This window comes from Rossellomorea sp. GQ25 (assembly GCF_059758515.1).
This window is the reverse complement of sequence record NZ_JCAXEQ010000001.1, coordinates 113,124-137,811: the sequence shown is the minus strand read 5'-3', so window position 1 is coordinate 137,811 and position 24,688 is coordinate 113,124. Positions and strand designations below refer to the sequence as shown.

Here is a 24,688-nt window from a genome sequence, read left to right as displayed (position 1 = left end):
GTTTCTTTTTTAAAAGGATAGCGGAAGAAGATGAATTCGTAAAGTGTTTGCTTTATGTGAGTACTTTTCCCGGAATGATCCAAGGTTAAAATCGAAAGTAATTTTTCTTTAGTAAACGGGGAAGTTTCATTAATTCTGTGTAAGTGATCACTTTATCGATTAAATTGGTGTCGATTAACATAAGCTGGTCTTCTATTTCATTGATGACCGCTTCTTCCTGATACTCCATTCCACAATGACTGCAGCTCATGCTGGGGACAATCGAGATTTGAATCGCTCTTGTACCATCAGGGAGCTCCCAATACACGTTCGATTGATCCTCATGAGCTGTCTCAGCTTCACACCATTCGCATATTTTTACATTATTTTTATCCATTGACGGTTTCTTCCTTATCATCATTTTTATCTTGTTCCATTTTCGATAGCATAGCTTTATGCTTCTTTTCTTTAAGCTGATCTCTCTTTCCTCTAAAGTCCTTAAGGGAATTGTGATCCGGATTTTCCTGATATTTCTTTCGACGTTCCAAACGCTTAAGTCCACTCGGGGTGAGGGAAGAATGGGTTTGATTCATCAAGCCGGCAATTCCAATGGTAGGTTCTTTAATCTCTTCATCGTGATACACTTCTTTAAAATAATCATCTGCTCTGCCTGCTACATATTCTTCCGGTTCCGGATAAGTGGAGATGACTCCTTCAAAATTACGGACGACCACTTTAGAAGCACTTTGAGAAATAAGGTAATTCGGTTGCAGGGAAATTTTCCCTCCACCACCAGGGGCATCTAACACAAAGGTCGGTACGGCATAGCCGGATGTATGTCCCCTTAAGCCTTCGATAATCTCCAGTCCTTTGGATACAGGTGCGCGGAAGTGGCCGATTCCTTCTGATAAGTCGCATTGATAAATATAGTATGGACGTACACGAATCTTAACAAGATCGTGCATAAGCTTTTTCATAATAGGCACACTGTCGTTTATACCTGCGAGAATAACCGCTTGATTCCCTACAGGAACCCCTGCATTTACGAGCATCTCACACGCTTTCTTGGACTCTTCCGTAATTTCGATCGATGTATTAAAGTGAGTATTCAACCACACTGGATGATATTTCTTCAAGATATTACATAGGTTCTCGGTAATCCGCTGTGGAAACACTACGGGTGCCCTCGTTCCAATCCGGATGATCTCGACATGCGGAATCTCTCTTAAATTCTTTAAGATGTATTCAAGAATCTGGTCATTAATCAGTAGACCATCCCCTCCCGATAGCAGTACGTCTCTTACACTAGGAGTCTCCCGGATATATTCAATGGCCGCATCAAGTTGCTTCTTTGGTACGCCCATTCCAATTTGTCCCGAAAACCTTCTTCTCGTACAGTAACGGCAGTACATGGAGCATTGATTGGTTACGAGAAATAACACTCTGTCAGGATATCTGTGCGTCAATCCAGGAACAGGGGAATCTTCATCTTCATGTAAAGGATCTTCCAGGTCATACTTCGTTTTATGAATTTCCTGACCAATCGGAACGGATTGCATCCGGATAGGGCAGCGCGCGTCATCTTCATTCATTAACCATGCATAATAAGGAGTAATGTTAAGCGGGATTGTTTTAGTCGAAATCTTTACACCTTCCTCTTCATCCGGTGTCAGGTTTACCACTTTCTTTAAGTCATCAAGGGTCCTGATGGTGTTCGTCAGCTGCCATAACCAATTATTCCATTGTTCATCCGTTACGTCTTTCCAAAGCTCAATATCCTTCCAATCCCTTTTTGGTTTATAGAGATTCATTTTCATCTACTCCACCAACTTTCCAAAAGTATCTTTCCCCTAAGAACAAAACTATACATTAGCCTATGAATTAGAACCCCATTCGGTTTTCATCATTTTACATTACACTCAAATCTTTTTCCCAAATGTTCATATCTTCCATTTTGTCGAAGATGATGCAATTGTTCGCCAGTCTACCGCCATATCGATATCCGAGCTGATGGAATACCGCATTCATACCAAATGAAAGTGCCCTGGCAATCGTATAGGCACAGAAAATGTCGCGGTTAAGCAGTTCTCCTTCTAATTTTTGGATCAGATGCTTCATATACCCGCCTTTGCGATAGGAAGAGCGTGTAGCACAATCCGTCAATTCGGCGTTCTTACAGGTTGAAGACACATCGGCGGAAGCAGCACTGATGATTCTTCCTTCCTCCTCGATATGAACAAAGATTGTCCCACTTTTCATTGACTCTCTCACATAGTCGGGATTGTGTAATGGTACAGGATATAGCTTAAATACTTCTTGATAAAGGTCGGCCAGCTGCGCTGCATGCTCTTCGGTCGCGACGGAAATCGCTTTAGAACCTGCGCTTTCGTGTCTACCGAGCTCCTGGACGGATTGAAGAATGTCATCCTCATCCCTCCAGTAAGAGCTATTTCTTCTTTCATCTGTTAAAAACTTACTCATAAAAAAAGCTTTATCCCCATTAAAGTAAGCGTTTACTCCCCCCTCCAAGATGAAACCTTTTTCGAAAAAAAAGAGAGATTGATCCCGTCTTGCTTTCACAATTACCTTTTCATAAAGATTGGACTGAGTTTCTTTCTTCACATACTCCCACAATAATACCGGGTTCCCTCTAAACTCATCCACCCGCAGTCTTCTGTTATAGCCATCTTTATAAATGGCAGCTTCTATCTTCGGCTTTTTAATATATTCGTATGTTTGCATTCTCATAAGCCCCTTTTTTACCAACATATGAAGTGATAAGGTAAGTTATGAAACAAACCATTATAAAAAGGAACAACCTATGTCTTTAATCAAGAGAGTTGTTCCTTCTGTGGTTGATATGAAGTTTATAAGATTACATTGAAGCTGACCAACGGTTTGTGAAAGGGTTAAATATCATTTATTACTCTATACCCATAAAGAGGAAAATTATCACTCTTTATTACACCAATCCAAAATAAATAGGGAAAGAATTTCAGCAGTTTGGTAGATTTTATTCAATTCGATGTATTCGTTTGCGTCATGAGCCACTTCAGTTGTTCCAGGACCAAATACGACGACCGGAATATTCCCTCCCTTAGATAGGATTCCACCATCCGTTCCCCAGGGAGAGGCTTCAATGATTGGAGTGGTTTGCAATACTTCATTGGCATGATAGCAAAGCTTTTCCACTAATTCATGGTCACAGGAAAGGTCACCCGGCTGCCACCTTCCACCAAACCATTCGATTTCCACAGGTTGATGATCAAACCATGAATCAACCTTATTCATCTTCGAGAGGACATCTTCCACCTCTTTTTCTACTTGTTGTAAGGACTCCCATGGTCCAACCCCCACCCTTCCCTCAATGATAGCAAGATCAGGAACGGAGGATGGCCACTTCCCGCTTTCAATTCTTCCAATGTTAATGGGTAATGGAATGGGAATATTTCTATATAAAGGATCGTCCACCTTCTTGTTTCTGGATAATTCCAATTCTTGAAGAGTTTGAATGACGGTATAGGCTTTATCAATGGCGTTTACCCCTTCATACCTGGTGCCCCCATGTGCCGATTTCCCTTTTACTTTCAGGCGGAACCACATGGATCCCTGTTGCTTCGGAAAAATCTTCATGTTGGTAGGTTCGGGAATAATGGCAGCATCTGCTTTGTATCCTCTCAATAATGCGGCAAGGGTCCCGGTCCCGCCACTTTCCTCCTCTATCACACTTTGAAAGAGGATATCACCTTTCAGTGGGATGTTTAACTCCTTCACAATTTCCAATGCAAGGAGTAGAGCAACAGATCCCCCCTTCATATCGGTTGACCCTCTTCCGTAAAGCTTTCCATCTTCAATCACACCGCCGTAAGGGTCATATATCCAATTCTTCCTGTCACCTTCTGGTACGACATCGATGTGTCCATTTAAGAGGAGACTCCTGCCTCCACCTGTTCCTTTTAACACACCCACTACATTTGGGTTGCCTTCGAAGTTCTCACGATCACAGCGATAAAAAGGATGATCCAACACATCCGATTCTTTCACTTCCCAAATGTCCAACTCCAAGCCAAGCTTCCTGCATTTCTCGATGACAATCGCCTGTGCCTTAGATTCATTGCCCCTTACACTATCTTCCTGGACTAACCTTTGCAGGAGCTTGATTGTACTTTTCTTTTTTTCTTCTATTATTTCCTTGATGAGACGGTGAGTTTTCAAATCGGTTCCTCCTAGTCTATATACTTGATAGCAGGGCTCAGGGTATATTGAGCTTCTGTTGTCTCTTCAATATCCTGAAGTGTGTATGGATTAAATAGTTCTTTTAATATCAATCGACCATCCTCAATTGTAAATACAGCCCTGTCTGTTATGATCATTGAAACACTTGATCTCGTCGTTAATGGAAGCGTGCATTCCCGAACGATTTTGCTTCCACCTTTTTTATCTAAATGGGTCATGACCACTATGACTCTCTTTGCCTTCGAGGCAAGTTCGGTTGCACCTCCCATACCCGGTACTTTTTTGCCTGGTATGATCCAATTGGCAAGATCGCCTTTTTCACTAACTTGCAGGGAGCCCAGAATCGTTAAATCGATTTTGCCCCGGCGAATCATGGCAAATGCGATGGAGCTATCTGTATAACAGCCTCCATTCATTATTGAAACAGGGTATCCCCCCGCATTACACAAGTTTTCGTCCTCTTGCCCTTCCCCTGGTGCAGGTCCTATTCCAATAATTCCGTTCTCCGATTGAAAAACAACAGGAAACCCCTGGGGAAGATGATTTGGAACGAGTGACGGTATTCCGATCCCTAAATTTACAATCATATGCTCTTTCACTTCCAAAGCCGCACGTTTAGCTAACTTATTCTTCAATTCGTTTCCCAGGCCCATATCCAGTCGACTCCTTTAGATAAAACAATATGATCTACAAAAACACCCGAAGTGACAATTTCCTCAGGATCCAACTCGCCGACATTCACAATTTCTTCTGCCTCTACAATCGTGATATCTGCTGCCATAGCCACAAGTGGATTTGTATTTCTGGCACTTTTATCATAAATAAGGTTCCCATATGTGTCGGCCTTTTTGGCATATACTATCCCAACTTCAGCAACCAGGGCTGTTTCATATAAGTAACGGTTCCCATCTATCTCCAGTATCTCTTTTCCTTTATTTAAATAAGGATCATCCACACCTATTTCGGTTACGATACCCTTCAACCCCACTCCACCAGCCCGGATTCTTTCAGCCAATATCCCTTGTGGAGAGAATTCAACTTCAAGCTTCCCTTCACTCATTAATTGACCTGCTACCGGGTTAGACCCGATATGGGAGGCGATTACCTTCTTTACTCTGATTTGTGCAACCAGTTGTCCGATTCCAATATGAGGAAAACCTGTATCATTTCCAATAATCGTGATATCCTTCGTTCCCCAATCCAATAAGTGCGTACATATAGTAGGAGGAGAACCCACCCCTCCAAATCCTCCAAACATCAAAGTCATTCCATCATTAAAAAAATGTTTTATATTTTCATAGTCGCTTCTTTTATTATGAAGACGGGACATATTTAGATCTCCTTCCAATTCTCTTTTACTAGTTGAAAGGTTCTTCTGAGTCTTTTAACCATTTCCTCGAGCTCCCTTTTTGAACTGTTCAATGGAGGAGCAACCATGATGGCGGAGCCCTTCCTCCCATCTATCCCCGCCGCTGCGGGATATAATAAAATCCCACATTCAACCCCGGCTTGAACAATATAAGAAGTAAATGGAGCTCCAAGGGAATTCAGCTCTATTCCCAGCATCAGTCCTCTTCCTCTCACATCTTGCACAAAGGAAAATTCGGTTTTTAATTTTTCTATAAGATTTTTCAAGTATGTTCCTCTATGATCGACACCTTCAATCATCTTTTCTGAATCAATCAGTTTTAGAACAGCAAGTGCTGCTGTTGCAGACATTGGATTTCCACTAAACGTATGACCGCTCATAATGACTCTCGACCCATTCAATATCGGCTCCATAATGTTATCGGAAATGAGCGTGGCAGCAATAGGGGCATATCCAGCACTTAGCCCTTTCCCTATCGCTACAATATCGGCTTTTACTTGCCACTGCTCTAAAGCTAAAAAAGTTCCAGTCCGACCACAGCCTGTCATCACTTCATCTGAAATAAACAAAATATCATGTCTCTCACAGATTGATTTTATCCGTTTATAATAACCTTTTGGAGGAGTAATCGCCCCACCTGCCGCACCGATGATCGGTTCTGCCATAAATGCAGCAATATTATCGGCTCCTATTCTGCTAATCATCGTTTCTAATTGAGAAGCACAGACAAGGTCACATGAAGGATGCGTTTTTCCAAAAGGACAGTGAGCACAATAAGGCGGCTCAATGGTCGGCCAGTCACCTAAAAAGGAGTCAAATCGTTCTCTTCTGGATGAATGTCCAGATGCGGATAATGCACCGAAAGTGATACCATGGTAACTCAGCCATCGGGATAAAATCTTTCTTTTCATCGGTTTCCCTTGTTCCTGCCAATGCTGGATGGCAATTTTGATCGCCGTCTCAACAGCCTCAGAACCACTATTCACGAAGAAACTCCATGGATAGCCTGTCTTATCGTGAAGAAAGGCCGCTAAATCCTCAGCAGGCTGATTACTGAATTGAGAGCGATACACAAATGCCACTTTATTTCCTTGATTCACAATGGATTGAAGAATTTCTTCCATGCCATGTCCTACATTTGCCGTAACTGCTCCAGAACAAGCATCTATATACTCCCGGCCATCAGTATCGTACAAATACACACCTTTTCCATAATCAATTGTCGGATAGTGTTCACCAATCAACGGCTTTATTAAATGCGAATGAGGCATAATCCCCCTCCTGAAAGAATCAGATTCGTACTCTCTTTCGATTCGCTCATCTGGTTGCATAAAAAGATTTCCCTACCATTATTCATATGTATGAAAAACGGAATCTTTCTTTTCTTTAGACTCTTTTCGTAAATTTTGTTGCTATCTTAGAGAAGAAAGTAGTAGTTGATTTCCGCTGCAGGATGCTCGCTTTCTGCGGGGCTGGCGGTGAGGCTCCTCGGCTTTGCCTCCGGGGTCTCACCTGTCTAGCTCTGGCGGCTAGCCCCTCGAGGTCATAAAATAAATGGTCCAGGAAGGCAAAGAACGCCTCCCCGGCCCATTCATCTTATGCTTGTCGGGGCTGAGCAAGCCACCTCCGCTTTTCGGACTGTCCAGCTCTTCCCGCAGGAGTCGAGCACCTGCAGCGAGAATCAACTTTCTGAGGATGTTTTTTTATAATGTATAAATGAAAACAACAAACTTTTGGCAAACAAATTCTTTTTAAGCTGAGTAGAGGTTGATTTCCTTTTGAAGATGAAGAATTCAGTTTTTTAGTAAGATAGTTGTTTGACACCTTTTAGCTCTGTCACGAAAAATCTCTTAAAGATGGTGAGGGAAACTGCTTAGACTCCTGCGGAGGTACGGGCGTGCCGAGACCCCGTTCGGCTAAGCTGAGGAGGATCGGCCGAACGCTAGCTGCAAGCGAAACAGTTCCCCTCACCATCCAGCACACACTGATTGACACAGCCCAGACAGATCTTAAACAATCTTTGCGAAAAGAGCCTTTCTATAAGAAAAAAGAATAGTACATATGTATTTTTATTAAAGCTCAAAGACCTCGTCAAAAATGACACTTTTTTTCTTTCAACAAGAGTTTATTTATTGAAATATACTAAGATTCTTAAAAATTCGACAAAAAGTTTACAAAGTGACTAGATAAATTAGGTCGATATGTATAAAATAATGGTAAGTTCATCCTATAATGCTACTTTTTACTTATCTTCAGGAGGGGGAAATGGTGAAAAAGACAAGAGAAAAACATCTAAAAAAAGCACCAAAAATGAAGAAAAATAAGAAAGAAAAACAGAAAAATACCTTGGGAGCCTTCTCATATTTCCGGACTATCCGGGGAAAAGTGGTTCTGTCATTCGGGTTATTGACCATTGTCCTTTTAGTCCTTGCCTCTACTTCTTACTTCAATATGCTGAAGCTGGAAAAAGAGATCAACACGTTGATTACATACGATATGAAGGTTGATACAAAGGTGAAGGATTTATCAAAGGTATTAAATGAGATTGAAATAGGAGAACAAGGTTTTGTCATTACAGGGGCAACGGGATTTCTGGCACCCTATCAAAATGGTAAAGGTCAGGTAGAAAGTCACATCGAAGACTTGAATACTCTATTACAGGACGATCAGGAGCAGCTTGATAAATTAGATAAGATCGAAGCTCAATATGGATTTTGGATTCAATTCGTTGATCGGGTAATCGAGACAAGGAAGGATAAAGGGCTTGAGCAAGCAGCAACCCTCGTTGAATCGGGTACGGGTAAGAAGTATCTGGACGGAATCCGCTCATATGTAGATATGATCGTAGTCGACCAACAGAAGGATCTGAATAATCGTATTGATTCTCTAAATCAACAAGTTTTCCTGTCCAAAGGCGTTACCATTGGCTTATCAGCATTTGCGGTTTTATTGGCTATCTTCTTCGGAATCATTTTATCTCATACAATTAAGACGAACACCAGGAAAATCAGTCGCTCTATATTAGAAATAGCAAACGCAGGCGGAGACTTAACAAAACGAATTCATGTAAAATCCAAGGATGAGCTAGCTGACCTGGCATCTGATACAAATCAGCTTATTGCCGGAATTGCCATCCTGGTGAAGCAGGTTTCTGAGATGGCAGAGAACGTTTCAGCCAGCAGTCAGGAGCTTCTTGCTTCGGCCGAAGAAACGTCAAGGACGATTACTTCCATTGCAGAAACATCTACTGAAATTGCAGCTGGAAGCGATCAAACAACAAGTCGAATGTCTACTTCATTAGATAAAATGAATAGCTTGGAAGAAGCCGCCCGTTTCTTATTCAATCAAGCAGAACAAGTAAGAGAAACCGCTCGTGATATGAGGGTAGTTGCTGAACGAGGCGGCAGAACCGTTCAAGCCTCTTCTTCTAAAATGTTGAACATTGAAGAAACCATGTCCAATACAAGTGAAACCGTCGAAGCGTTAGGACAGCGTTCATCACAAATTACGACGATTATCGGTACCATTACTGACATTGCAGAGCAAACCAACCTTCTTGCTTTGAATGCTGCCATTGAAGCGGCACGTGCAGGGGAGCATGGAAGAGGCTTTGCCGTTGTGGCAGATGAAGTCAGGAAACTGGCGGAACAATCCCGACAAGCGGCAAAAGGTGTAACCGAAATCGTACACAGTATTCAAGAAGAAGTGAATGTCATTATTAAGCAAAACTCTGATGGAGTAAAAGAGGTTATCGCAGGGGTTGAAATCACAAATGAAACAAACGCCTCCCTTGAAGATATTCTAAGCCAAACCACTAAAACAACGGTTGTAGTGGATGAGATGGTTGGTCATATTCAGGAAACCCTTAATCTCAGTCACGATGTAGCCGCTTCATTTGCCCTAGTCAATGAAATTGCTGAAGCTACGGCTTCGAACACAGAAACCACTGCTGCTGCATCCGAGGAAGGGTCTGCTGCGATGGAACAAGTAACAGCAAGCGCTTCAGAGCTTTCACAACAAGCGGAAAAATTGAAAGAACTTATTTCAAGTTTTAAAATTTAAGACTAAAAAAGAGCCGTCGAGTGACGGCTCTTTTTCATTTCTCATTTAACAACTAAATCTGGAATCACTTCCCGCAGAAGCAAACGGCTCCAATAATTATTAACAGGATGAATAACACAACAATCAACGCAAAATTATTGACACCGGCAACTGGATAAGCATATCCACCTTGATAACATGGATCACAACCATAACCATAGTTCATACCTATCACTCCTCAAAGAATATTTATTTACAATACACTGTATGTCATTCACCTAGAAATGGTTTGTGTATTTGCCTAATTTATTTAAGGTTACTCCTTTTCTGTACCGTAGCCCTCCTATATAATAGGAATAGGTTTTAAGAGAAGACAGGAGAAATGACAGTATGAAATGGTTTATAAAATCGTTTATTAACGGTGTTCTAACAATTGTTCCGATTGGATTGGTCGCTTATGTAGTATATAAAATGTTTCTATTCCTCGATGGTTTATTAGGAAATATTTTAAAACCATATCTTGATGAAAACTATATTCCCGGTATTGGACTTCTCGCAACCATCGTGCTATTGACCGTCCTCGGTTCGCTTTCTACAAAGTTTTTTACGGGTACGATCATTCGTATAGTTGACATCCTTTTACAAAAAATCCCCTTTGTTAAAACGATTTACTCGGTCATCAAGGATACCATTCACTCTTTCTTAGGAGAAAAGAAGTCCTTTTCCAAAGTGGCACTCGTCAAAATGCCTGGGACAACAATGAAATGCCTGGGATTTATTACGACAGAGAACCTTGCAGATTTGCATAATGACCTGCAAGATCACGTAGCAGTATACGTACCCCAAACGTTTCAAGTAGCAGGAGTCACCTTTTTGATTCCCAAAAGTGATATTGAAATACTGGATATTAAATCTGAAGAAGCGATGAAGTTTATATTGTCTGGTGGAATGACGACGAAGAAGGAGAAATAGATGATAAGCTGATTAGACAAAAACAATGCGGTGATTTGCTTGGGGTTAGATAAGAATATACGCTTCAGAAGGAGAGACCAGAGGACGGATTATGTCTTTTGGTTTATTTTTTATGTTAAAAAAATAGGAATCCATGGACAAACCTTATTCATCACCCGCTTCCCGTCCCGATGGCCACCCTTCAAAAAAAAGACCGGCAATCAAGCCAGTCCCTTCCTACTATATTATTTAGATGAAATTTCCAATACCTCATCTTGGCCTGCTGTCACAGACGTCAACTCTTTTTTCACAAGCTCAGCCATGTCATCACCGTTAGTTAAGATGATTGGCGTGATGGTACTTTTTGCTTTTTCTTTCACAAGGTCTAAGTCATACGTAATTAATGGATCTCCCATATTCACTTTGGACCCTTCTGAAACATGTGCTTCAAAGCCTTCACCGTTCATTGATACTGTTTCAAGACCGATGTGGATAAGTATTTCAGCTCCGTTTTTCGCTTTGATCCCAACTGCGTGCTTTGTTGGGAAAAGCTGCATGATTTCGCCGTCTACAGGTGAAACGACTTTGCCTACTGTAGGATCAATCGCAATCCCATCTCCCATCATCTTCTGAGAAAATACTGGATCCGGAACCTCTTCAAGTGATTTTAATGTACCCGTTAAAGGCGCAACTGCATGAACGGTTTTAGGTGCCTCTTCTTTTTTACCGAAAAGCTTTTTTAACATAATCATTCACCTTCCTATATATATTTTATATACACATATGTAGCGCAATGTAAACATCAGAAGTCTATTCTAGCACATATGTGAAGAGTTTCACAACACTTCATTATATTAGAATAATTTTGTATATTTACCGTATCCTTCTTCGTCAAGCTTCTCAGCCGGGATAAATCGCAAAGCGGCTGAATTAATACAGTATCGAAGCTTCGTTGGTCCCGGCCCATCATTAAATACGTGACCCAGGTGAGAATCTGCTTCTTTACTCCTCACTTCGGTTCTGACCATAAAATGACTGCGGTCTTCCTTTTCTGTGACTTCCTCTTCGTCGATCGGCTTTGTAAAACTTGGCCAACCACAGCCGGCATCATATTTATCTTTAGAGCTAAAGAGAGGTTTACCTGAGACGATATCTACATAGATTCCCTCTTCAAACGTATTCCAATACTCATTTCTAAAAGGAGGTTCAGTGCCACTCTTTTGTGTGACATCATATTGTTCAGGAGTTAACGTTTTCTTTAAATCTTCTTTACTCATTTCTCTTCCCCCCAATGATTTTCAATAAATGCTATTCTTCCAGACCCTCGGCTGTATCGATTATAATGACCAGGGTTCTTTTTGTAATAACCCTGATGATACCCCTCTGCAGGATAAAATTCCTTCGCAGCCAGAATTTGAGTAGCAATCGGCTTTTGAAACTTGCCTGTCTGCCCAAGTTTCTTTTTAGATTCTTCCGCCAGCTTTTTTTGCTCTTCATTATGGTAGAAAATAACCGTTTTATACGAATGTCCACGGTCAAAGAATTGCCCGCCTGGATCGGTTGGATCGATTTGCTGCCAATATACTTCCAGTAATTTCTCGTAAGGAAACACTGATGGATCGTATTCAATTTGAACGGCCTCATAATGACCAGTCGTTTCTGAGCATACTTCTTTATAAGTTGGATTCGGAACGGTTCCTCCCGTGTAACCTGAAATCACACTGCCAATCCCTGGCTGTTCATCAAACGGTTTCACCATGCACCAAAAGCAACCTCCGGCAAATGTAGCTTTTTCATAATGCGAAGCTTCCGACATGCTCATCATCCTTTCCATTTCATTCTCTTTCACTATTCCCTTTGTAAGAGATTTTAACGCATTCACGTTAAAAGGGAAAATATTAAGCTTGTTGAATTGGTTTACAGGTAACAATGTAAAATAGACCCTGGAGTTATCCAGGGTCCATCTTACTTCTATTATTTCAGCTTTCTCTGCTTACCGATATTCTTCCATTTTTTTCGTTCTAACGACTCCAGTCGCTTATTCCCTTTTCTCTCCATGTAGGCAATTTCTCTTTGCAATTTCTGATAATGCCCGAATCGTTCCTCTGACAGAGTACCCTCTTGTATCGCTGTTCTAACCTTACAACCAGGTTCATCCTCATGACGGCAATCGGTGAATCTGCATTGATGTGCCAACTCTTCAATATCGTTATACTGGGTTGATAGTCCTTCTTGTCCCTGCCATAGTTGAATCTCCCTCATACCGGGCGTATCAATGATGGATGCACCACTATCCAATAAGAATAACTCTCTGTGTGTTGTGGTATGGCGCCCTTTATCATCTGATTCCCTAATTTGTTTGGTCTTCTGAACGTCATTTCCTATAAGAAGATTGGTCAGGGTCGATTTTCCCACACCAGAAGAACCGACAAGCGCTACGGTTTTGCCCTTTTCCAGATAGGGATGCAGTTCCTCAATTCCCTCATGATTTATAGCGCTTATAGTAATCACTTTAACCCCGAGCAATGCGCTTTCAACTTCTCTCATTTTCTCCTTAATATCCTCACATGTATCGGATTTTGTAAGAACGATAACGGGATTTGCTCCACTTTCCCAGCAGAGAAGTGCATACCGCTCCATCCTTTTACAGTTTAAGTCGTCATTTAAAGAAGATAGAATGAATACGGTGTCTATATTTGTAGCAATGATTTGCTCTTCTGCTTCTTCCCCTGCCTTCTTTCTTGAAAACTTACTCGTTCGGGGCAACACCTTTTCTATGATTGCTCCTTCCTCGCTGAGGAGAATCCAATCACCTACTGCAGGAAGGTCTTCACGCTTTACCGTTTGGAATCTGAGTTTCCCGGAGATTTTACTTAATCGATCTTCTGTTTTAGTCATGACCATGAAGGCACCCTTTTGCTCAGTCATAACTCTTCCTAACATGTATCCTTCTTCTTCAAGGTGTTCCATCATTTCAAATACATTTTCTCTGTTATTCAATTTAGTTCCTCCCAAAAATTAAAAAATCCGTTACGTGATTCAACACGTCAACGGATTTTCAAGTTTGAAAGAATTAAAAAATCAGATTATCCCGTTAAAAGTGAGTTGACGTGCAGAACCATTATGAAGCGTATTTAGTTTACTTGTATAACAAATCAATAATAAGTTCATATGTCATCACCCACTCTCTCAATTAGTAATTTTATTATCCAGTATTTTCTTCTAAATTGCAAGTGATTTTCCTGATTTTTCCAAAAGATAGGTTCTTTCACCATTTTTTCTCCTCCGCATAATCTATTGTGTTAATAAACAAAAGGGAGAGATACGGATGAGCCAACACGATTATTTGAATAAAGCAGCGATGTATGACTTATTATCCAGTTATTTTAAATACACAGATCCATCCATGCATATTCATTACTATCAAAAACATTTAAAATACATGAGGCTGGCTTTGCAAGCACAGCGCGCTGATATGACTACATCCACCCAACCTTCTTACGTTCGCGTTTTACATGCTGTACCCGATGCACCAAATGTGGATGTTTATGTGAATGGAAACCGTGTTTTAAGGGATGTGGCCTTTAAGGATGTAAGTGATTATTTAACTTTACCGGCTGGGAAATATCATATTGATGTTTATCCTGCTGGTACAAGTGTGACGACTATTATAAGCAAAAAAGTAAAAATTGACCCAGGCAAAATTTATACTCTCGCCGCTGTAGGTACTCTAAATAAACTACAACTCCTTCCGTTCATTGATGACCCGACGGTTCCTAGCGGAGAATCAAAGGTTAAATTTATTCATCTTTCCCCTGACGCCCCTGCAGTGGATATCGCAGTAAAAGGTGGAGACGTCATATTTCCGAATGTATCCTTCAAGCAAGCTACCGAATATCTTGGATTAACTCCAATGACAGTCAACCTAGAGGCAAGAGTGGCAGGAAGTAAAAATACGGTCCTGAGTGTTCCGAATGTTAAATTAAGCCCTAATCAAGCTTACACCATCGTAGCTGTTGGGTTAGCCAACGGAACCCCTGAATTAGAAGCCATTCTACTAAAAGGGTAATCTCGACTGTCTCCCGGTTTGTGACTACTTACGCACGTATACGAAAAAGGTGGCTTCCATCAGAAGGCCACCTTTTTCCTATTGAGCACGATCTACTGGTACTAATAACCGGAAAGAAATATTATCTTCCTTTAAATTAAATTCGGTCGCTCTTACTTTAATATCACTCTTCAACTTCATGTCCTGTAATGAAACGTAGATTAATTCATCGTTGGGTTGTATCTTCACCCAGTCCGGAAAGTTATATGAATCTCTTATTACCTTCAATACGTATGAAACTGGCAGATTCAATTGTCCTACGGATATGGATTTCTGTTTCAGGAGGATATCTCCATTCTCCAGTGCTTTTGGTTCAAAATCCAACTTAAAGTCTAAGTTGGATGTAAATACCGGAACAGACCCCATTAATTCCACGTCGTCTTTTAACTGAACCTCATAATCAACAGGTCCCTTCATTCCTTCTTCTTCAATATAATGTTCAATAATCTGATTTAAGTCCTTTTTGTTTGTTTCTACGTTAAATCCTACTTGATTGGTGTTTTTGCTGTTTTTAGGCAGTGCATCATCCTTAATCGGCATAAAAATCATTGAAACAATGATGGCTAATCCAATTAATACCACTCCTAAAAGAACAAAAAAACCTACCTTCCATTTGTTCTTCATGACGGCTGCTCCTCTTCCTCAACAGGTTTCGTTCTATCTGTCAATGTAGCTAATGTTTCCCCGTTTGTCAGGTTTATAAACATGCGATCTGCTATCATTTTATAGCCTTCATCATTTGGGTGAAAGTAGTCTTCAAATAATAAAGTATCTCCTGCATCAATAAATAAGTCCTCTATCTTAACGAATAGGGTTTTATCATAATCTGAAAGAATCTCCCGGCTGGCATCATTCCAATCATGGATCACCTGGTTTACTTCTTCAATATCAGAAAACCATGTATTGAATGGATTATATAACCCTACAAGAACGATTCCTGCATTTGGGTTATAGCTCCTGATCGTTTCGATGATTTCTTGTAACCGCAACTGGTATTGTCGTTTCTCTTCTTGAAACACTTCTAACTTCAAGTGTGACAGATTTTCACGAAAAATTTTCATAACGTCGTTTCCGCCAATCGTGATCATGACTAAATCTGATTGTTCGATCGATGTTTTCACATCTTCTTTTTTCAATCTTTTTAATAATTGGTCGGTACGGTTCCCTCTTACCCCATAGTTATGAAATTGGACGTCTTTTACTCCATCCAATGATTCCAGATGTTTCTCTAAGTAAGGGACATATCCACCTTTTTTCGTACTGTCACCCACACCTTGAGTTAATGAATCTCCCACTGAAACAACTTTTAAGTTCTTCGGAATGAAGGTTTCGTTCGGATTATCTTTATCCCACATTGATACTTCTCTTGTAATGTGCTCAGCAGCATCTTCTAACGAACACCCTGACAGAAAAAAAACAAAAGCGAGCATGATAATCGGTAGTTTTTTCATATGCGTCACCTCGCTTGCACTTTGCTATTATTATATCACGCTTGTTTCTTCATGAAACCTTTGTAAACAAATCATTAAGAACATGTAAATTTATGTGACTTTGTCACTTTCGTTCATTAACTATCGGCTGGGACCAGATTTCAATGTCGCGAACACCTCTGTGATAAACTGCCTATAGTTGAACTGCTTTGCGATCTTATGGACCTGCCAATTTTCTTTTTCCTTTGACTGCCTAAAATCTCCTATGCTCTGACCAAAAGTCCAGCCTGTATTGGTGGCAACCCGGATAGGAACTTCTTCAAACATCATTTTATCGCCATCCGCAAGAGTCCACATTGCCAATAAGTCGTGCAGGGGACTTCCCGAAATATCAGGGTACGTTTTCTTATAGAACTTATAGTAATAATCCACTATCGGCTTAATGATCTGCCCGACTTTGTCATTTGAATTCACATAAAATTCATGGAGATGATCAATCATAGCAGGTGTTACAAGAGCATACATGGTTACATCTAAGGGGATGAGATGAATTTTTTTGGGGGCGAGTTGAATCAAGATATTGGCAGCATAAGGATCGCCATAGAAATTTGCTTCTGCCGTCGGGGTCACATTCCCCGGTACATGAAACGCACCTCCCATCACATAAAATTCTTTCACCTTTTTCATTGTTTCCGGGTATAGCACAAAGGCAGTTGCCAAGGAAGTCAATCGACCAGCAGAGTATATATATAACTCACCGCCATACTTATCAATTATTGCATTGATTTCATAAAAGTTTTCGGTTATTTCTGAGTTCTCGAGTTCTATATCATCAAGGGTTATCGGTCCCAAGCCTTCCATCCCGTGTACATCTGGATAGAATTGGGGTTGTAAGCCCGTTAAAGCAGAGACCGCTCCCCCAATAACAGGTATATCGGTGATTCCGGTAATACTTTGAAGATATTTGACGTTTTTCAACGCACCCGCTTTAGAGACATTTCCATAATCAGAAACAATTCCTACAATTTCAATCGTATCACTATAGTAAGCATATAATACTGCGACAATATCATCGATCCCAAAGTCTGAAATCACCAATACTTTTTTCTTATCAGCCAAGTCCGGTCACTTCCTTTCATTTGATTTCTAAATAATAAGAAAGAATCATTTTTTTATCTATTGGAGAGATCAGACCAAACTTCTTACCTATTATACTTCTATGATATGATTTAATTGGTTATGAGGACGCAATAAGATTCATAAAATCATCAAGAAAAAGTACAATCCTGCTTTTTTAAAAGTGGTACAATACATATATAATCGCATAGGAAAGGGGAACGTATGAAGAAAAATCTCTTATTATATTTCACTGTTGTTATTGGTTTATTAGGCATTCTTGCGGGTTGTTCAAGCAATCAGGAGGAGGAAGCTCATCATGATCATAAAGCCGCCAATGGGGATCTTCAGGAGGAAACCGCTTCCGTTGATACACTTCCCTCTTTTCTCGATGATAAGGACGACAATATGAAGCTTATCTATTCTTCAGCTGCTAAAAACCCTGAGCTGTTACAATATATCCCTTGTTATTGCGGGTGCGGTGATTCTGCCGGACACGAAAGCAATCTGAATTGCTTTGTTTACGAAATAAAAGGGGAAAAAGTGGTATGGGATGATCATGGTACCAGATGTCAGGTGTGTTTGGAAATTGCGGCCGAATCCATTGTGAAGTACAAGAATGGTGAATCCATCAAGCAAATTAGAAACTTTATTGATGAACAATATAATGAAGGGTACGCTAAGCCTACCCCAACGCCTATGCCTTCATAATTAATAAAGACAGCAGATGATTCTGCTGTCTTTTTAAGAAGCACTTCTTGTAAACATTGTTGCTATTTACACAGAGAAAGTACGGCCGGTGAGCATCCTCGTCGCTCCTTTGGGGTTCTCCCACTGATTATGCGCATATTCCAAAAAAAAGAAAATTTATTTTTTGAATGAGTGGTAATGTGAAAACATGACCGTTCCTTTCCGCTCCAGGCACAAGATTCCCCGGGGAGGAAGTCGAGCCTCCTCGACGTTCGGTCTGTGGGGTCTCGACTTTTCCTCTATGTCCCGCAGGAGTTAAGTGCCTTCCGCTACAATCCACTCTGTGCTACTACATTCTTACTGCCTATATGTATAGATAGACAAACACAAAGGAGTAAAAAAATTTTTATGTAAACTCATAAATCGGTGGATCATTGAACTATCTTTCAAATGAATTAAACAATGCTCCAACGTAAATAACCTCTTGTAAAGAGAGCAGTGGTCCGTTTTCAATAGATTGTTTTTGTCACTTTTAAGCTCTGTTACGAAATTTTCTTATAGATGGTGAGGGAACTGCGTAGACTCCGGCGGATTTTGGTCGTGCCAAGACCTCGTTCGGCTAAGCTGAGGAGGCTCGGCCGAACGCTAGCTGCAAGCTGAGCCGTTCCCTCATCATCCAGCACACACTGATTGACAGAGCCCGGGCAGATCCAAATCTTTGCTAAAAGAGCTTAAATAGAAAAAAGCGAAAGGAACATTCCCTTTCGCCTTTGGTTAGATCAATCCGTGTAATACATAAATCCTATCGCACCAATTCCGGTATGCGTACTGATGATTGGTGTTGTCGGGACAATATCGATTTGGTCGTAACCTGTTTTCTCGATAATCTTAGCCTTTAGATTTTGAGCCAGCTCCAGACCATCTGCATGAACAAGCCCTACACCACGAATTGTCTTCCCTTTTACATCGTCTAAAAATTGCGTTGTTAAATATTTTACAACCTGTGAATGGCTTCGAACCTTTACAACTGGAGTGTATTCGCCTCCTTCTAATGAAGCGATTGGTTTAATATTTAGCAAGGAACCGATCATTGCACGTCCCTTTCCGATTCTACCGCCTTTTGCAAGATTCTCAAGTGTATCTACCACAACGAACAAGTTTGTATTTTGACGGATCGTTTCAACTGCTTTCAGAATTTCTTCCAATGGTTTGCCTTCTTTAGCAAGCTTGGCAGCTTCAATTACCTGAAAGGACAGTCCTTTAGAAATAAAGCGTGAATCTACAACCGCCACATCTGTTGAAGACATTTCTGCAGCAGACTCGGCTGAGCGTACTGTCCCACTCATCCCACCTGTCATATGTATGGATAAAACTTTCGAACCATCTTTTCCTAATTCATCATAAAGTTTTACAAATGTTCCTGCCGGTGGCTGCGAACTTTTTGGTAATTCCTTAGAAACTTTCATTTTCTCCAGAAAGCTAAGTGGTGAAAGATCTACTCTATCTAAGTATGTCTCTCCATCGATTGAAATGGACAGAGGAACTACATGAATATCGAGTTCCTTTACGACCTCATCGGATAAATCTACTGTTGAGTCTGTTACAATCTTAATTTTGGTCAATTTTGCCACATCCTATCTCCCATATCATTAGTATTATATCGTTAAATGCCAAGGAATTAAATAGATACGAATATTTCCACAACCGGTTGTCAAATTGATATATATTTTGTCATAATGTAGAGATATTTTCATATAAAAAGGAGTGGTCCCACGTAAAAATACGCTAAAAGACCAGCTCCCAAGAGAATTATGCATTATTCTTTAACTCTTCTGATTGATAAATTTCTTCATACTCTGACCATTTCGTCGTTCTCTTTAAATGTTCTCTAAAGCTGTACATGGTCTTAGGCCCATTCTGATTGACAACCCTCGAAATGAATTGATGAAGCCTGAGGTTTACCCTTAGATAGAGCGGGCTATCTTCCTTCATGACAGGAACTTCCAAGATTTTGACCTTCCGTCCATCCTTTGATTTGAACTCAATGGTTTTTGTCAGCAAAGTATCAATCCTCTTTTTCACCCGTTTATACTCTTATTATACCCCATTTAAAGGCGCATAAAATGTCTAATCGTGCAAAAATACTAATATTTTTTTCTCAAATCGTTATGAAACAGGAACAATACATTCCGGGGAATCATATTTGGGTGAATTGACGATATCGGATACCTGGTACCCTTTCATTTGGTCTTTTTGAAGCGGCGTTAAAACGGAAGATGCTTCTTCAAAAGAGTAATCTTCTGTGTTTAACCATTTCTCAATCGCTTCCAGATTTGTGAGCATAACAGGCATTCGTTCATGTACTGGTTGTACAATGGAATTTGCCCCTGTCGTAAGGATCGTGGAGGTTGTGAATTCTCCATTGCGATCCCACAATCCGGCAAACACAAATGGCTCTTCTTCTTTTAATTGAAATCTAACAGGAATCTTTTGGTTTTTCTCCTTCTTCCATTCATAAAATCCATCGGCAAAAATCACCATTCTTTTCGAATGGACGAGGGAATTAAAGCTCGGTTTCTGCAATAAGGTTTCACTGCGGGCATTGATCAGCGGTTTCCACTTCTTCCGATCGGCCCAATGAGGAACGAGTCCCCACGTTATCTCTCCCGCTCTGCGCTTGCCCTTATGTGAAATAAGGGACAAGACTTTTTGAGATGGGGCAATATTGTATCGCGGCTGCCATTCTTCAAGGAATTCATCAATTAAGTATTGTCTCACTAATTCTTCTAATGGAGTAGTTAAGGAAAATCTACCGCACACCACTGTCACCTCATTTGTTTTCTTTACTTAGGAATATACATCATTATGAGGAGAATTTCTAATCCAAAAGACGCACTTTAACCCTTTACTATGTTAGTGATTGCACAATGACGATAAGAGGATTATCATAAATATATACAATATTGACTCATTGAGCGTTCAATGAGGGATAATAGAAAGGATGAGACTTCTTTGACATATGATTTTGACTTTTCCAATTGGAAAGAAGAAGTTGCGAACGCCATTACCCACGGAATCGGATTCATATTGAGCATACCCGCTTTAGTAATGTTAATCATTTTTGCCGTTCACGAAGGCTCTGCCTGGCACGTTGTCAGCTTCTCTATCTTCGGTGCTTCTATGATACTTCTATACTTATTTTCAACCCTGTTACACAGCTTTAAGCCTTCGAAGGTAAAGAATCTATTTGCCATTTTAGATCATTCGGCGATATATATCCTGATTGCGGGAACGTATACACCGTTTATGCTAGTCAGTGTGAGGGGCGCATTAGGCTGGACATTGTTTGGAATTGTCTGGGGACTCGCCATTGTAGGGATTGTTTTTAAATGTTATTTTGTTCAACGTTTCCAAGTCGTTTCCACCCTCTTTTACCTGGTGATGGGCTGGCTCGTTATCATTGCCATTAAACCATTGTACGCAAGTCTTACCGGTGCGGGATTCGGACTATTGCTTGCAGGTGGAATCATGTATTCCATCGGAGCCATTTTCTATGTGTGGAACAAATTGCCTTACAATCACGCCATCTGGCATCTCTTCGTCTTGGCAGGAAGCAGCTTTATGTATTTCTGTATTTTGTTTTACGTTTAAATATGATTAGTTTTTTTCAATAAAAGGGTACTGACGGAATATCCCGGCAGTACCCTTTTATTATCTTCTCATCTATTTACGGACATAAACCTTAAATTCATAGTCGTAAGGGTTTTTCTCATCCTTCAATCCTTTAACAGAGGAGATACAAGTGAAATCCTCCCACGGGATGGAAGGCATAGTCGTGTCCCCTTCAAATTCATGATGAATCTCTGTTACATACAACTTATCTACATGAGGGATGAACTGCTTGTACACTTCTCTCCCACCCATAATAAAGGTTTCTGATTCTCTTCCTTCCGCCCATTCCAGGATATCCTCCACAGAATGCAGGACAAGACAGCCTTCCGGTTGAAAGCTTGTATTTCTTGTAAGAATGACATTCTCCCGTTTTGGTAACGGCTTACCGATGGAATCAAATGTTTTTCTTCCCATGACGATTCCATGTCCATCCGTCGTTTTCTTAAAAAATTTCAGGTCTTCAGGAAGCCTCCATGGCAATCCATTGTCTTTCCCAATCAAACGATTCTGATCCATTGCCCATATAAAAGAGATCATACACTCACAACTCCTTTAATATGTGGATGCGGATCATATTCTTCAAGGTTGAAATCTTCAAACTTAAACCCGAAAATATCTTTCACTTCTGGATTGATAGATAATGTTGGTAATGATCTAGGATCTCTGGAAAGCTGTAAGTTCACTTGATCAAGGTGATTCTGATAGATATGGACATCACCAAAAGTATGAACGAACTCTCCAGCTTCCAGATCACATACCTGGGCTACCATCATCGTTAATAGAGCGTACGAGGCTATATTAAAAGGAACGCCGAGGAATACATCAGCGGAACGTTGGTACAGCTGACAGGATAATTTGCCATCGGCTACATAGAACTGGAATAAGCAGTGGCAAGGAGGCAAAGCCATATGATCTACATCCGCAACATTCCACGCACTTACAATCATTCTTCTGGAATCAGGATTGTTTTTAATCGTATCAATGAGGTTCGTAATTTGGTCAATCGTTTCCCCGTTTGCTCCAGACCATGATCTCCATTGGTGACCGTATACAGGGCCTAACTCTCCATTTTCATCGGCCCATTCATTCCAAATCCGGACACCGTTTTCTTGAAGATATTCAATGTTCGTATCTCCATTTAAAAACCAAAGGAGTTCATGGATAATGGATTTTACATGCAGTTTTTTCGTTGTAAGTAGAGGGAAACCTTCTTTAAGATCAAAACGCATTTGATAACCGAACGTGCTTATCGTGCCTGTACCTGTACGATCTTCTTTCTTGGTGCCTTTTTCAAGGATATGTTTGCACAAGTCTAGATATTGTTTCACATTGACCACACCTTTTATAAGTTTATAGTTCTTTAAAGAATTGATATGTTGCTGGTGCCTTCTTCTTTAGGAGATTTCTAGTTTCCGAGTTTAAATAATACATAGCAAATGTTTCAGCAAAATACTCTTCTTTGTATTGATGAAAATAGGGGTCATTCGGAAATACCCGTGGAGCTTCCCTCTTCCAAAGAGGCAAAAATTCCAGCTCGTAATAAAGGTCCGTTAAGACGTACCGATCAATACTGTGAGCGAGTTCATGTAATTCCAGATTAGTCGAATTATGACCCTTCCCTTTCTCACTATGACCGATTTTCACTAATACAAGCTTCGATCCACCAATTCCAGGAACGTCATCCCATGTAATACTTTTATTAGTGTACCCTCTTGGGGTTACTCCTTTCAAGTGACTTGTGGTAGAAAAATCGGTTAATTTTTTTTCAAACAGCCTTATTTTGATTTCCTGTGAATTCGTAGACTCTAAGAGTGAGGTTGGAATATGATCTAATCTTTCAATCATTTCCATAGCAGCTGTTTTATCATAAGCAGCTTGTGGCAACAGAACCATATTTTCTAATTGTTTACTGGATTGAAGTTGTAATTGTGTTTTAAGAGGAGAATGCTTTAAGAGGGTCCCATTGTAGTTTGCTTTTGAGTGAGTCCACAGAATGACTAGAGTAACCGAAATAGTGAGGAAAATAAAGATGCGCTTCACTTATTTTCCCTCCTTTCTTCTATAGATAGTTATTACTATTTTAACATAATGATAGAGTCGTTTTTAGGAGAGATTGTTTCCAATAGGGCATTAGTATGAGACTTTTCAGGTTCGAAAACACAAAAAAAGCAAGCACGCAGGATTCACGCACTTGCCTTTATTCTTATATGGACGTTAAAATCAGGAGACACTCCTCCATTGTGGCGGAGTGTTTTTATCCCAATAAATGCTTCCTAAATCATGGTGTGCTTGAAATTGATCATGCACTGTATGATAGTGAAAGTTGAAGTAATAGCCATCTTTCGGCGGATGATCTTTTCTTACATGAAATCGTATGACATCTTCTCCAGAGCGTTCATCATAAATATGAAACATCTTTTCTGTTTTTGCATATTGAGGCACTTCTGAAATAGTAAGTGACGTTAAGTCTTCTTCTGGAAATTGAACAGCTGTATCAGCTATCGCCTTTTCGATCTTAGGAAGGATTAAAGACTTGAATTCGTCTTCAATGACAGGCTTGATCTTAGTACCGAATTTTTCATAAGCGTTTTTCTCTGCTTGGACCATCATATTTCCTATGAAATCCTCATGGGAAATGGAAGACTCCTCTTCCAGTACTTCCTCTGGAACAGATTCAACCGACGAAGGCTTTCCATTGCCTTTTGCCATGGTGTGATTTTGTTCATTTAGAAAGGCTTGTGAAGGGGAAACAAGTCCAAATGTTAGAATGGATAGCAGGATAAAAAACGACTTTTTGAGCCAGATTGACATAGATAACGTCCTTTCCTATGTATTACGTCTATTATTATACTATTTCTTACGGATAAAAAGTGAAAAAGGTTTCATTTTTTTGTAGGATATAAAAATATTTATGTGGTAGTATATTAAAGAGGATACTTTGTAAGGAGGATAACTAGATGGATACAGGACTTATGATCAATATCGGATACTTACTTCTATTAGGTTATTTCGTTGTACTAGGATTTACCGATTAATACTTAGATGATTAGACAGGCTTAATTTGCCTGTCTATTTTATTGTATTTGTTAAAATAAC

The 24,688-nt window shown here is 40.2% G+C and carries 28 protein-coding genes; 6 read left to right on the top strand and 22 right to left on the bottom strand.

What is annotated here, in order from left to right:
- Nucleotides 1–85: 85 nt before the first annotated feature.
- The 7 genes from AC6CIB_RS00740 to AC6CIB_RS00710 form a co-directional block, all read right to left on the bottom strand.
- Nucleotides 86–376 carry a YokU family protein gene (locus tag AC6CIB_RS00740; protein WP_498277397.1) on the bottom strand — a complete coding sequence of 97 codons (291 nt, stop codon included), beginning with the start codon at nucleotides 374–376 and terminating at the stop codon, nucleotides 86–88.
- On the bottom strand, nucleotides 369–1,796 hold the full coding sequence (gene kamA / locus AC6CIB_RS00735) for a lysine 2,3-aminomutase (RefSeq protein WP_498277396.1): 1,428 nt from the start codon (nucleotides 1,794–1,796) through the stop codon (nucleotides 369–371). The genes AC6CIB_RS00740 and kamA overlap by 8 nt, the downstream gene beginning before the upstream one ends.
- Nucleotides 1,797–1,887: 91 nt before the next feature.
- A complete protein-coding gene (ablB, locus tag AC6CIB_RS00730; RefSeq protein ID WP_498277395.1) occupies nucleotides 1,888–2,721 on the bottom strand; it encodes a putative beta-lysine N-acetyltransferase in 834 nt (277 codons plus the stop codon).
- Nucleotides 2,722–2,931: 210 nt separating this feature from the next.
- Nucleotides 2,932–4,194, bottom strand: coding sequence for a peptidase (locus AC6CIB_RS00725; RefSeq protein ID WP_498277393.1), 1,263 nt, complete (start codon nucleotides 4,192–4,194; stop codon nucleotides 2,932–2,934).
- Between the two features lie 11 nt (nucleotides 4,195–4,205).
- A complete protein-coding gene (locus AC6CIB_RS00720; protein WP_498277392.1) occupies nucleotides 4,206–4,868 on the bottom strand; it encodes a 3-oxoacid CoA-transferase subunit B in 663 nt (220 codons plus the stop codon).
- Nucleotides 4,847–5,545: a 3-oxoacid CoA-transferase subunit A gene (locus tag AC6CIB_RS00715; protein WP_498277391.1), complete on the bottom strand. Its 699-nt coding sequence runs from the start codon at nucleotides 5,543–5,545 to the stop codon at nucleotides 4,847–4,849. Before AC6CIB_RS00715 ends, AC6CIB_RS00720 begins: the two co-directional genes overlap by 22 nt.
- A 2-nt stretch (nucleotides 5,546–5,547) precedes the next feature.
- Complete coding sequence (locus tag AC6CIB_RS00710) at nucleotides 5,548–6,855, bottom strand: aspartate aminotransferase family protein (RefSeq protein ID WP_498277389.1); 1,308 nt, start codon at nucleotides 6,853–6,855, stop codon at nucleotides 5,548–5,550.
- 626 nt (nucleotides 6,856–7,481) lie between these two features.
- Between AC6CIB_RS00710 and AC6CIB_RS00705 the strand changes: the two genes are divergently transcribed.
- Nucleotides 7,482–7,640 (top strand): hypothetical protein, encoded by a 159-nt coding sequence (locus AC6CIB_RS00705; RefSeq protein WP_498277387.1) that lies wholly within the window; start codon nucleotides 7,482–7,484, stop codon nucleotides 7,638–7,640.
- A gap of 212 nt (nucleotides 7,641–7,852) precedes the next feature.
- Nucleotides 7,853–9,646 (top strand): methyl-accepting chemotaxis protein, encoded by a 1,794-nt coding sequence (locus AC6CIB_RS00700; protein WP_498277386.1) that lies wholly within the window; start codon nucleotides 7,853–7,855, stop codon nucleotides 9,644–9,646.
- Nucleotides 9,647–9,710: 64 nt separating this feature from the next.
- On the opposite strand, the gene AC6CIB_RS00695 is transcribed toward AC6CIB_RS00700, so the two are convergent.
- On the bottom strand, nucleotides 9,711–9,851 hold the full coding sequence (locus tag AC6CIB_RS00695; protein ID WP_498277385.1) for a YjcZ family sporulation protein: 141 nt from the start codon (nucleotides 9,849–9,851) through the stop codon (nucleotides 9,711–9,713).
- 164 nt (nucleotides 9,852–10,015) lie between these two features.
- Between AC6CIB_RS00695 and AC6CIB_RS00690 the strand changes: the two genes are divergently transcribed.
- Nucleotides 10,016–10,597 carry a DUF502 domain-containing protein gene (locus AC6CIB_RS00690; RefSeq protein WP_498277384.1) on the top strand — a complete coding sequence of 194 codons (582 nt, stop codon included), beginning with the start codon at nucleotides 10,016–10,018 and terminating at the stop codon, nucleotides 10,595–10,597.
- Between the two features lie 224 nt (nucleotides 10,598–10,821).
- On the opposite strand, the gene AC6CIB_RS00685 is transcribed toward AC6CIB_RS00690, so the two are convergent.
- The 4 genes from AC6CIB_RS00685 to rsgA form a co-directional block, all read right to left on the bottom strand.
- Nucleotides 10,822–11,322, bottom strand: a complete 501-nt coding sequence (locus AC6CIB_RS00685; RefSeq protein WP_498277383.1) for a PTS sugar transporter subunit IIA — start codon at nucleotides 11,320–11,322, stop codon at nucleotides 10,822–10,824.
- Nucleotides 11,323–11,430: 108 nt separating this feature from the next.
- A complete protein-coding gene (msrB, locus tag AC6CIB_RS00680; protein WP_498277382.1) occupies nucleotides 11,431–11,853 on the bottom strand; it encodes a peptide-methionine (R)-S-oxide reductase MsrB in 423 nt (140 codons plus the stop codon).
- Nucleotides 11,850–12,392, bottom strand: a complete 543-nt coding sequence (gene msrA, locus AC6CIB_RS00675) for a peptide-methionine (S)-S-oxide reductase MsrA (RefSeq protein ID WP_498277381.1) — start codon at nucleotides 12,390–12,392, stop codon at nucleotides 11,850–11,852. Before msrA ends, msrB begins: the two co-directional genes overlap by 4 nt.
- 158 nt (nucleotides 12,393–12,550) lie before the next feature.
- Nucleotides 12,551–13,576 (bottom strand): ribosome small subunit-dependent GTPase A, encoded by a 1,026-nt coding sequence (gene rsgA, locus AC6CIB_RS00670; RefSeq protein WP_498277379.1) that lies wholly within the window; start codon nucleotides 13,574–13,576, stop codon nucleotides 12,551–12,553.
- 328 nt (nucleotides 13,577–13,904) lie between these two features.
- Between rsgA and AC6CIB_RS00665 the strand changes: the two genes are divergently transcribed.
- Nucleotides 13,905–14,645, top strand: coding sequence for a DUF4397 domain-containing protein (locus AC6CIB_RS00665; RefSeq protein ID WP_498277378.1), 741 nt, complete (start codon nucleotides 13,905–13,907; stop codon nucleotides 14,643–14,645).
- Nucleotides 14,646–14,723: 78 nt separating this feature from the next.
- Here the strand turns inward: AC6CIB_RS00665 and AC6CIB_RS00660 are convergent, their stop codons facing one another.
- The 3 genes from AC6CIB_RS00660 to AC6CIB_RS00650 form a co-directional block, all read right to left on the bottom strand.
- Nucleotides 14,724–15,308 (bottom strand): YpmS family protein, encoded by a 585-nt coding sequence (locus tag AC6CIB_RS00660; protein ID WP_498277376.1) that lies wholly within the window; start codon nucleotides 15,306–15,308, stop codon nucleotides 14,724–14,726.
- Nucleotides 15,305–16,135 (bottom strand): SGNH/GDSL hydrolase family protein, encoded by an 831-nt coding sequence (locus tag AC6CIB_RS00655; protein ID WP_498277374.1) that lies wholly within the window; start codon nucleotides 16,133–16,135, stop codon nucleotides 15,305–15,307. Before AC6CIB_RS00655 ends, AC6CIB_RS00660 begins: the two co-directional genes overlap by 4 nt.
- A 120-nt stretch (nucleotides 16,136–16,255) precedes the next feature.
- The gene (locus AC6CIB_RS00650; protein ID WP_498277373.1) at nucleotides 16,256–17,233 is read right to left on the bottom strand and encodes a nucleoside hydrolase; all 978 of its coding nucleotides are present in this window, start codon (nucleotides 17,231–17,233) and stop codon (nucleotides 16,256–16,258) included.
- 222 nt (nucleotides 17,234–17,455) lie between these two features.
- Between AC6CIB_RS00650 and AC6CIB_RS00645 the strand changes: the two genes are divergently transcribed.
- Nucleotides 17,456–17,941, top strand: coding sequence for a PCYCGC motif-containing (lipo)protein (locus AC6CIB_RS00645; RefSeq protein ID WP_498277371.1), 486 nt, complete (start codon nucleotides 17,456–17,458; stop codon nucleotides 17,939–17,941).
- 758 nt (nucleotides 17,942–18,699) lie between these two features.
- Here the strand turns inward: AC6CIB_RS00645 and AC6CIB_RS00640 are convergent.
- The 3 genes from AC6CIB_RS00640 to AC6CIB_RS00630 all read right to left on the bottom strand — a co-directional run bounded on the left by AC6CIB_RS00640 (nucleotide 18,700) and on the right by AC6CIB_RS00630 (nucleotide 20,740).
- Nucleotides 18,700–19,542, bottom strand: a complete 843-nt coding sequence (locus AC6CIB_RS00640) for a DegV family protein (RefSeq protein WP_498277369.1) — start codon at nucleotides 19,540–19,542, stop codon at nucleotides 18,700–18,702.
- Between the two features lie 187 nt (nucleotides 19,543–19,729).
- Nucleotides 19,730–20,002, bottom strand: a complete 273-nt coding sequence (locus AC6CIB_RS00635) for a DUF2535 family protein (RefSeq protein ID WP_498277368.1) — start codon at nucleotides 20,000–20,002, stop codon at nucleotides 19,730–19,732.
- A gap of 84 nt (nucleotides 20,003–20,086) precedes the next feature.
- Nucleotides 20,087–20,740: an SOS response-associated peptidase gene (locus AC6CIB_RS00630; protein WP_498277367.1), complete on the bottom strand. Its 654-nt coding sequence runs from the start codon at nucleotides 20,738–20,740 to the stop codon at nucleotides 20,087–20,089.
- 162 nt (nucleotides 20,741–20,902) lie between these two features.
- On the opposite strand from AC6CIB_RS00630, the gene trhA reads away from it, so the two are divergent.
- Nucleotides 20,903–21,571, top strand: a complete 669-nt coding sequence (trhA, locus tag AC6CIB_RS00625; protein WP_498277366.1) for a PAQR family membrane homeostasis protein TrhA — start codon at nucleotides 20,903–20,905, stop codon at nucleotides 21,569–21,571.
- Nucleotides 21,572–21,643: 72 nt separating this feature from the next.
- Here the strand turns inward: trhA and AC6CIB_RS00620 are convergent, their stop codons facing one another.
- The 4 genes from AC6CIB_RS00620 to AC6CIB_RS00605 all read right to left on the bottom strand — a co-directional run bounded on the left by AC6CIB_RS00620 (nucleotide 21,644) and on the right by AC6CIB_RS00605 (nucleotide 24,403).
- Nucleotides 21,644–22,129: a dihydrofolate reductase gene (locus tag AC6CIB_RS00620; protein ID WP_498277364.1), complete on the bottom strand. Its 486-nt coding sequence runs from the start codon at nucleotides 22,127–22,129 to the stop codon at nucleotides 21,644–21,646.
- Complete coding sequence (locus tag AC6CIB_RS00615) at nucleotides 22,126–22,920, bottom strand: thymidylate synthase (RefSeq protein ID WP_498277363.1); 795 nt, start codon at nucleotides 22,918–22,920, stop codon at nucleotides 22,126–22,128. Before AC6CIB_RS00615 ends, AC6CIB_RS00620 begins: the two co-directional genes overlap by 4 nt.
- A 22-nt stretch (nucleotides 22,921–22,942) precedes the next feature.
- The gene (locus tag AC6CIB_RS00610; protein ID WP_498277362.1) at nucleotides 22,943–23,632 is read right to left on the bottom strand and encodes an anthrax toxin lethal factor-related metalloendopeptidase; all 690 of its coding nucleotides are present in this window, start codon (nucleotides 23,630–23,632) and stop codon (nucleotides 22,943–22,945) included.
- Nucleotides 23,633–23,812: 180 nt separating this feature from the next.
- On the bottom strand, nucleotides 23,813–24,403 hold the full coding sequence (locus AC6CIB_RS00605) for a YpjP family protein (RefSeq protein ID WP_498277361.1): 591 nt from the start codon (nucleotides 24,401–24,403) through the stop codon (nucleotides 23,813–23,815).
- Nucleotides 24,404–24,688: the final 285 nt, after the last annotated feature.

What these genes read in the sequence shown, in the direction of transcription:
- AC6CIB_RS00660 (WP_498277376.1), bottom strand. Translation starts at nt 15,308, where the DNA reads ATGAAGAACAAATGGAAGGTAGGTTTTTTTGTTCTTTTAGGAGTGGTA.
- kamA (WP_498277396.1), bottom strand. Translation starts at nt 1,796, where the DNA reads ATGAAAATGAATCTCTATAAACCAAAAAGGGATTGGAAGGATATTGAG.
- AC6CIB_RS00645 (WP_498277371.1), top strand. Translation starts at nt 17,456, where the DNA reads ATGAAGAAAAATCTCTTATTATATTTCACTGTTGTTATTGGTTTATTA.
- msrA (WP_498277381.1), bottom strand. Translation starts at nt 12,392, where the DNA reads ATGTCGGAAGCTTCGCATTATGAAAAAGCTACATTTGCCGGAGGTTGC.
- AC6CIB_RS00715 (WP_498277391.1), bottom strand. Translation starts at nt 5,545, where the DNA reads ATGTCCCGTCTTCATAATAAAAGAAGCGACTATGAAAATATAAAACAT.
- AC6CIB_RS00620 (WP_498277364.1), bottom strand. Translation starts at nt 22,129, where the DNA reads ATGATCTCTTTTATATGGGCAATGGATCAGAATCGTTTGATTGGGAAA.
- AC6CIB_RS00685 (WP_498277383.1), bottom strand. Translation starts at nt 11,322, where the DNA reads ATGTTAAAAAAGCTTTTCGGTAAAAAAGAAGAGGCACCTAAAACCGTT.
- AC6CIB_RS00695 (WP_498277385.1), bottom strand. Translation starts at nt 9,851, where the DNA reads ATGAACTATGGTTATGGTTGTGATCCATGTTATCAAGGTGGATATGCT.
- AC6CIB_RS00740 (WP_498277397.1), bottom strand. Translation starts at nt 376, where the DNA reads ATGGATAAAAATAATGTAAAAATATGCGAATGGTGTGAAGCTGAGACA.
- AC6CIB_RS00690 (WP_498277384.1), top strand. Translation starts at nt 10,016, where the DNA reads ATGAAATGGTTTATAAAATCGTTTATTAACGGTGTTCTAACAATTGTT.
- AC6CIB_RS00655 (WP_498277374.1), bottom strand. Translation starts at nt 16,135, where the DNA reads ATGAAAAAACTACCGATTATCATGCTCGCTTTTGTTTTTTTTCTGTCA.
- AC6CIB_RS00720 (WP_498277392.1), bottom strand. Translation starts at nt 4,868, where the DNA reads ATGGGCCTGGGAAACGAATTGAAGAATAAGTTAGCTAAACGTGCGGCT.
- AC6CIB_RS00710 (WP_498277389.1), bottom strand. Translation starts at nt 6,855, where the DNA reads ATGCCTCATTCGCATTTAATAAAGCCGTTGATTGGTGAACACTATCCG.
- msrB (WP_498277382.1), bottom strand. Translation starts at nt 11,853, where the DNA reads ATGAGTAAAGAAGATTTAAAGAAAACGTTAACTCCTGAACAATATGAT.
- trhA (WP_498277366.1), top strand. Translation starts at nt 20,903, where the DNA reads ATGAGGGATAATAGAAAGGATGAGACTTCTTTGACATATGATTTTGAC.
- AC6CIB_RS00665 (WP_498277378.1), top strand. Translation starts at nt 13,905, where the DNA reads ATGAGCCAACACGATTATTTGAATAAAGCAGCGATGTATGACTTATTA.
- AC6CIB_RS00605 (WP_498277361.1), bottom strand. Translation starts at nt 24,403, where the DNA reads ATGTCAATCTGGCTCAAAAAGTCGTTTTTTATCCTGCTATCCATTCTA.
- ablB (WP_498277395.1), bottom strand. Translation starts at nt 2,721, where the DNA reads ATGCAAACATACGAATATATTAAAAAGCCGAAGATAGAAGCTGCCATT.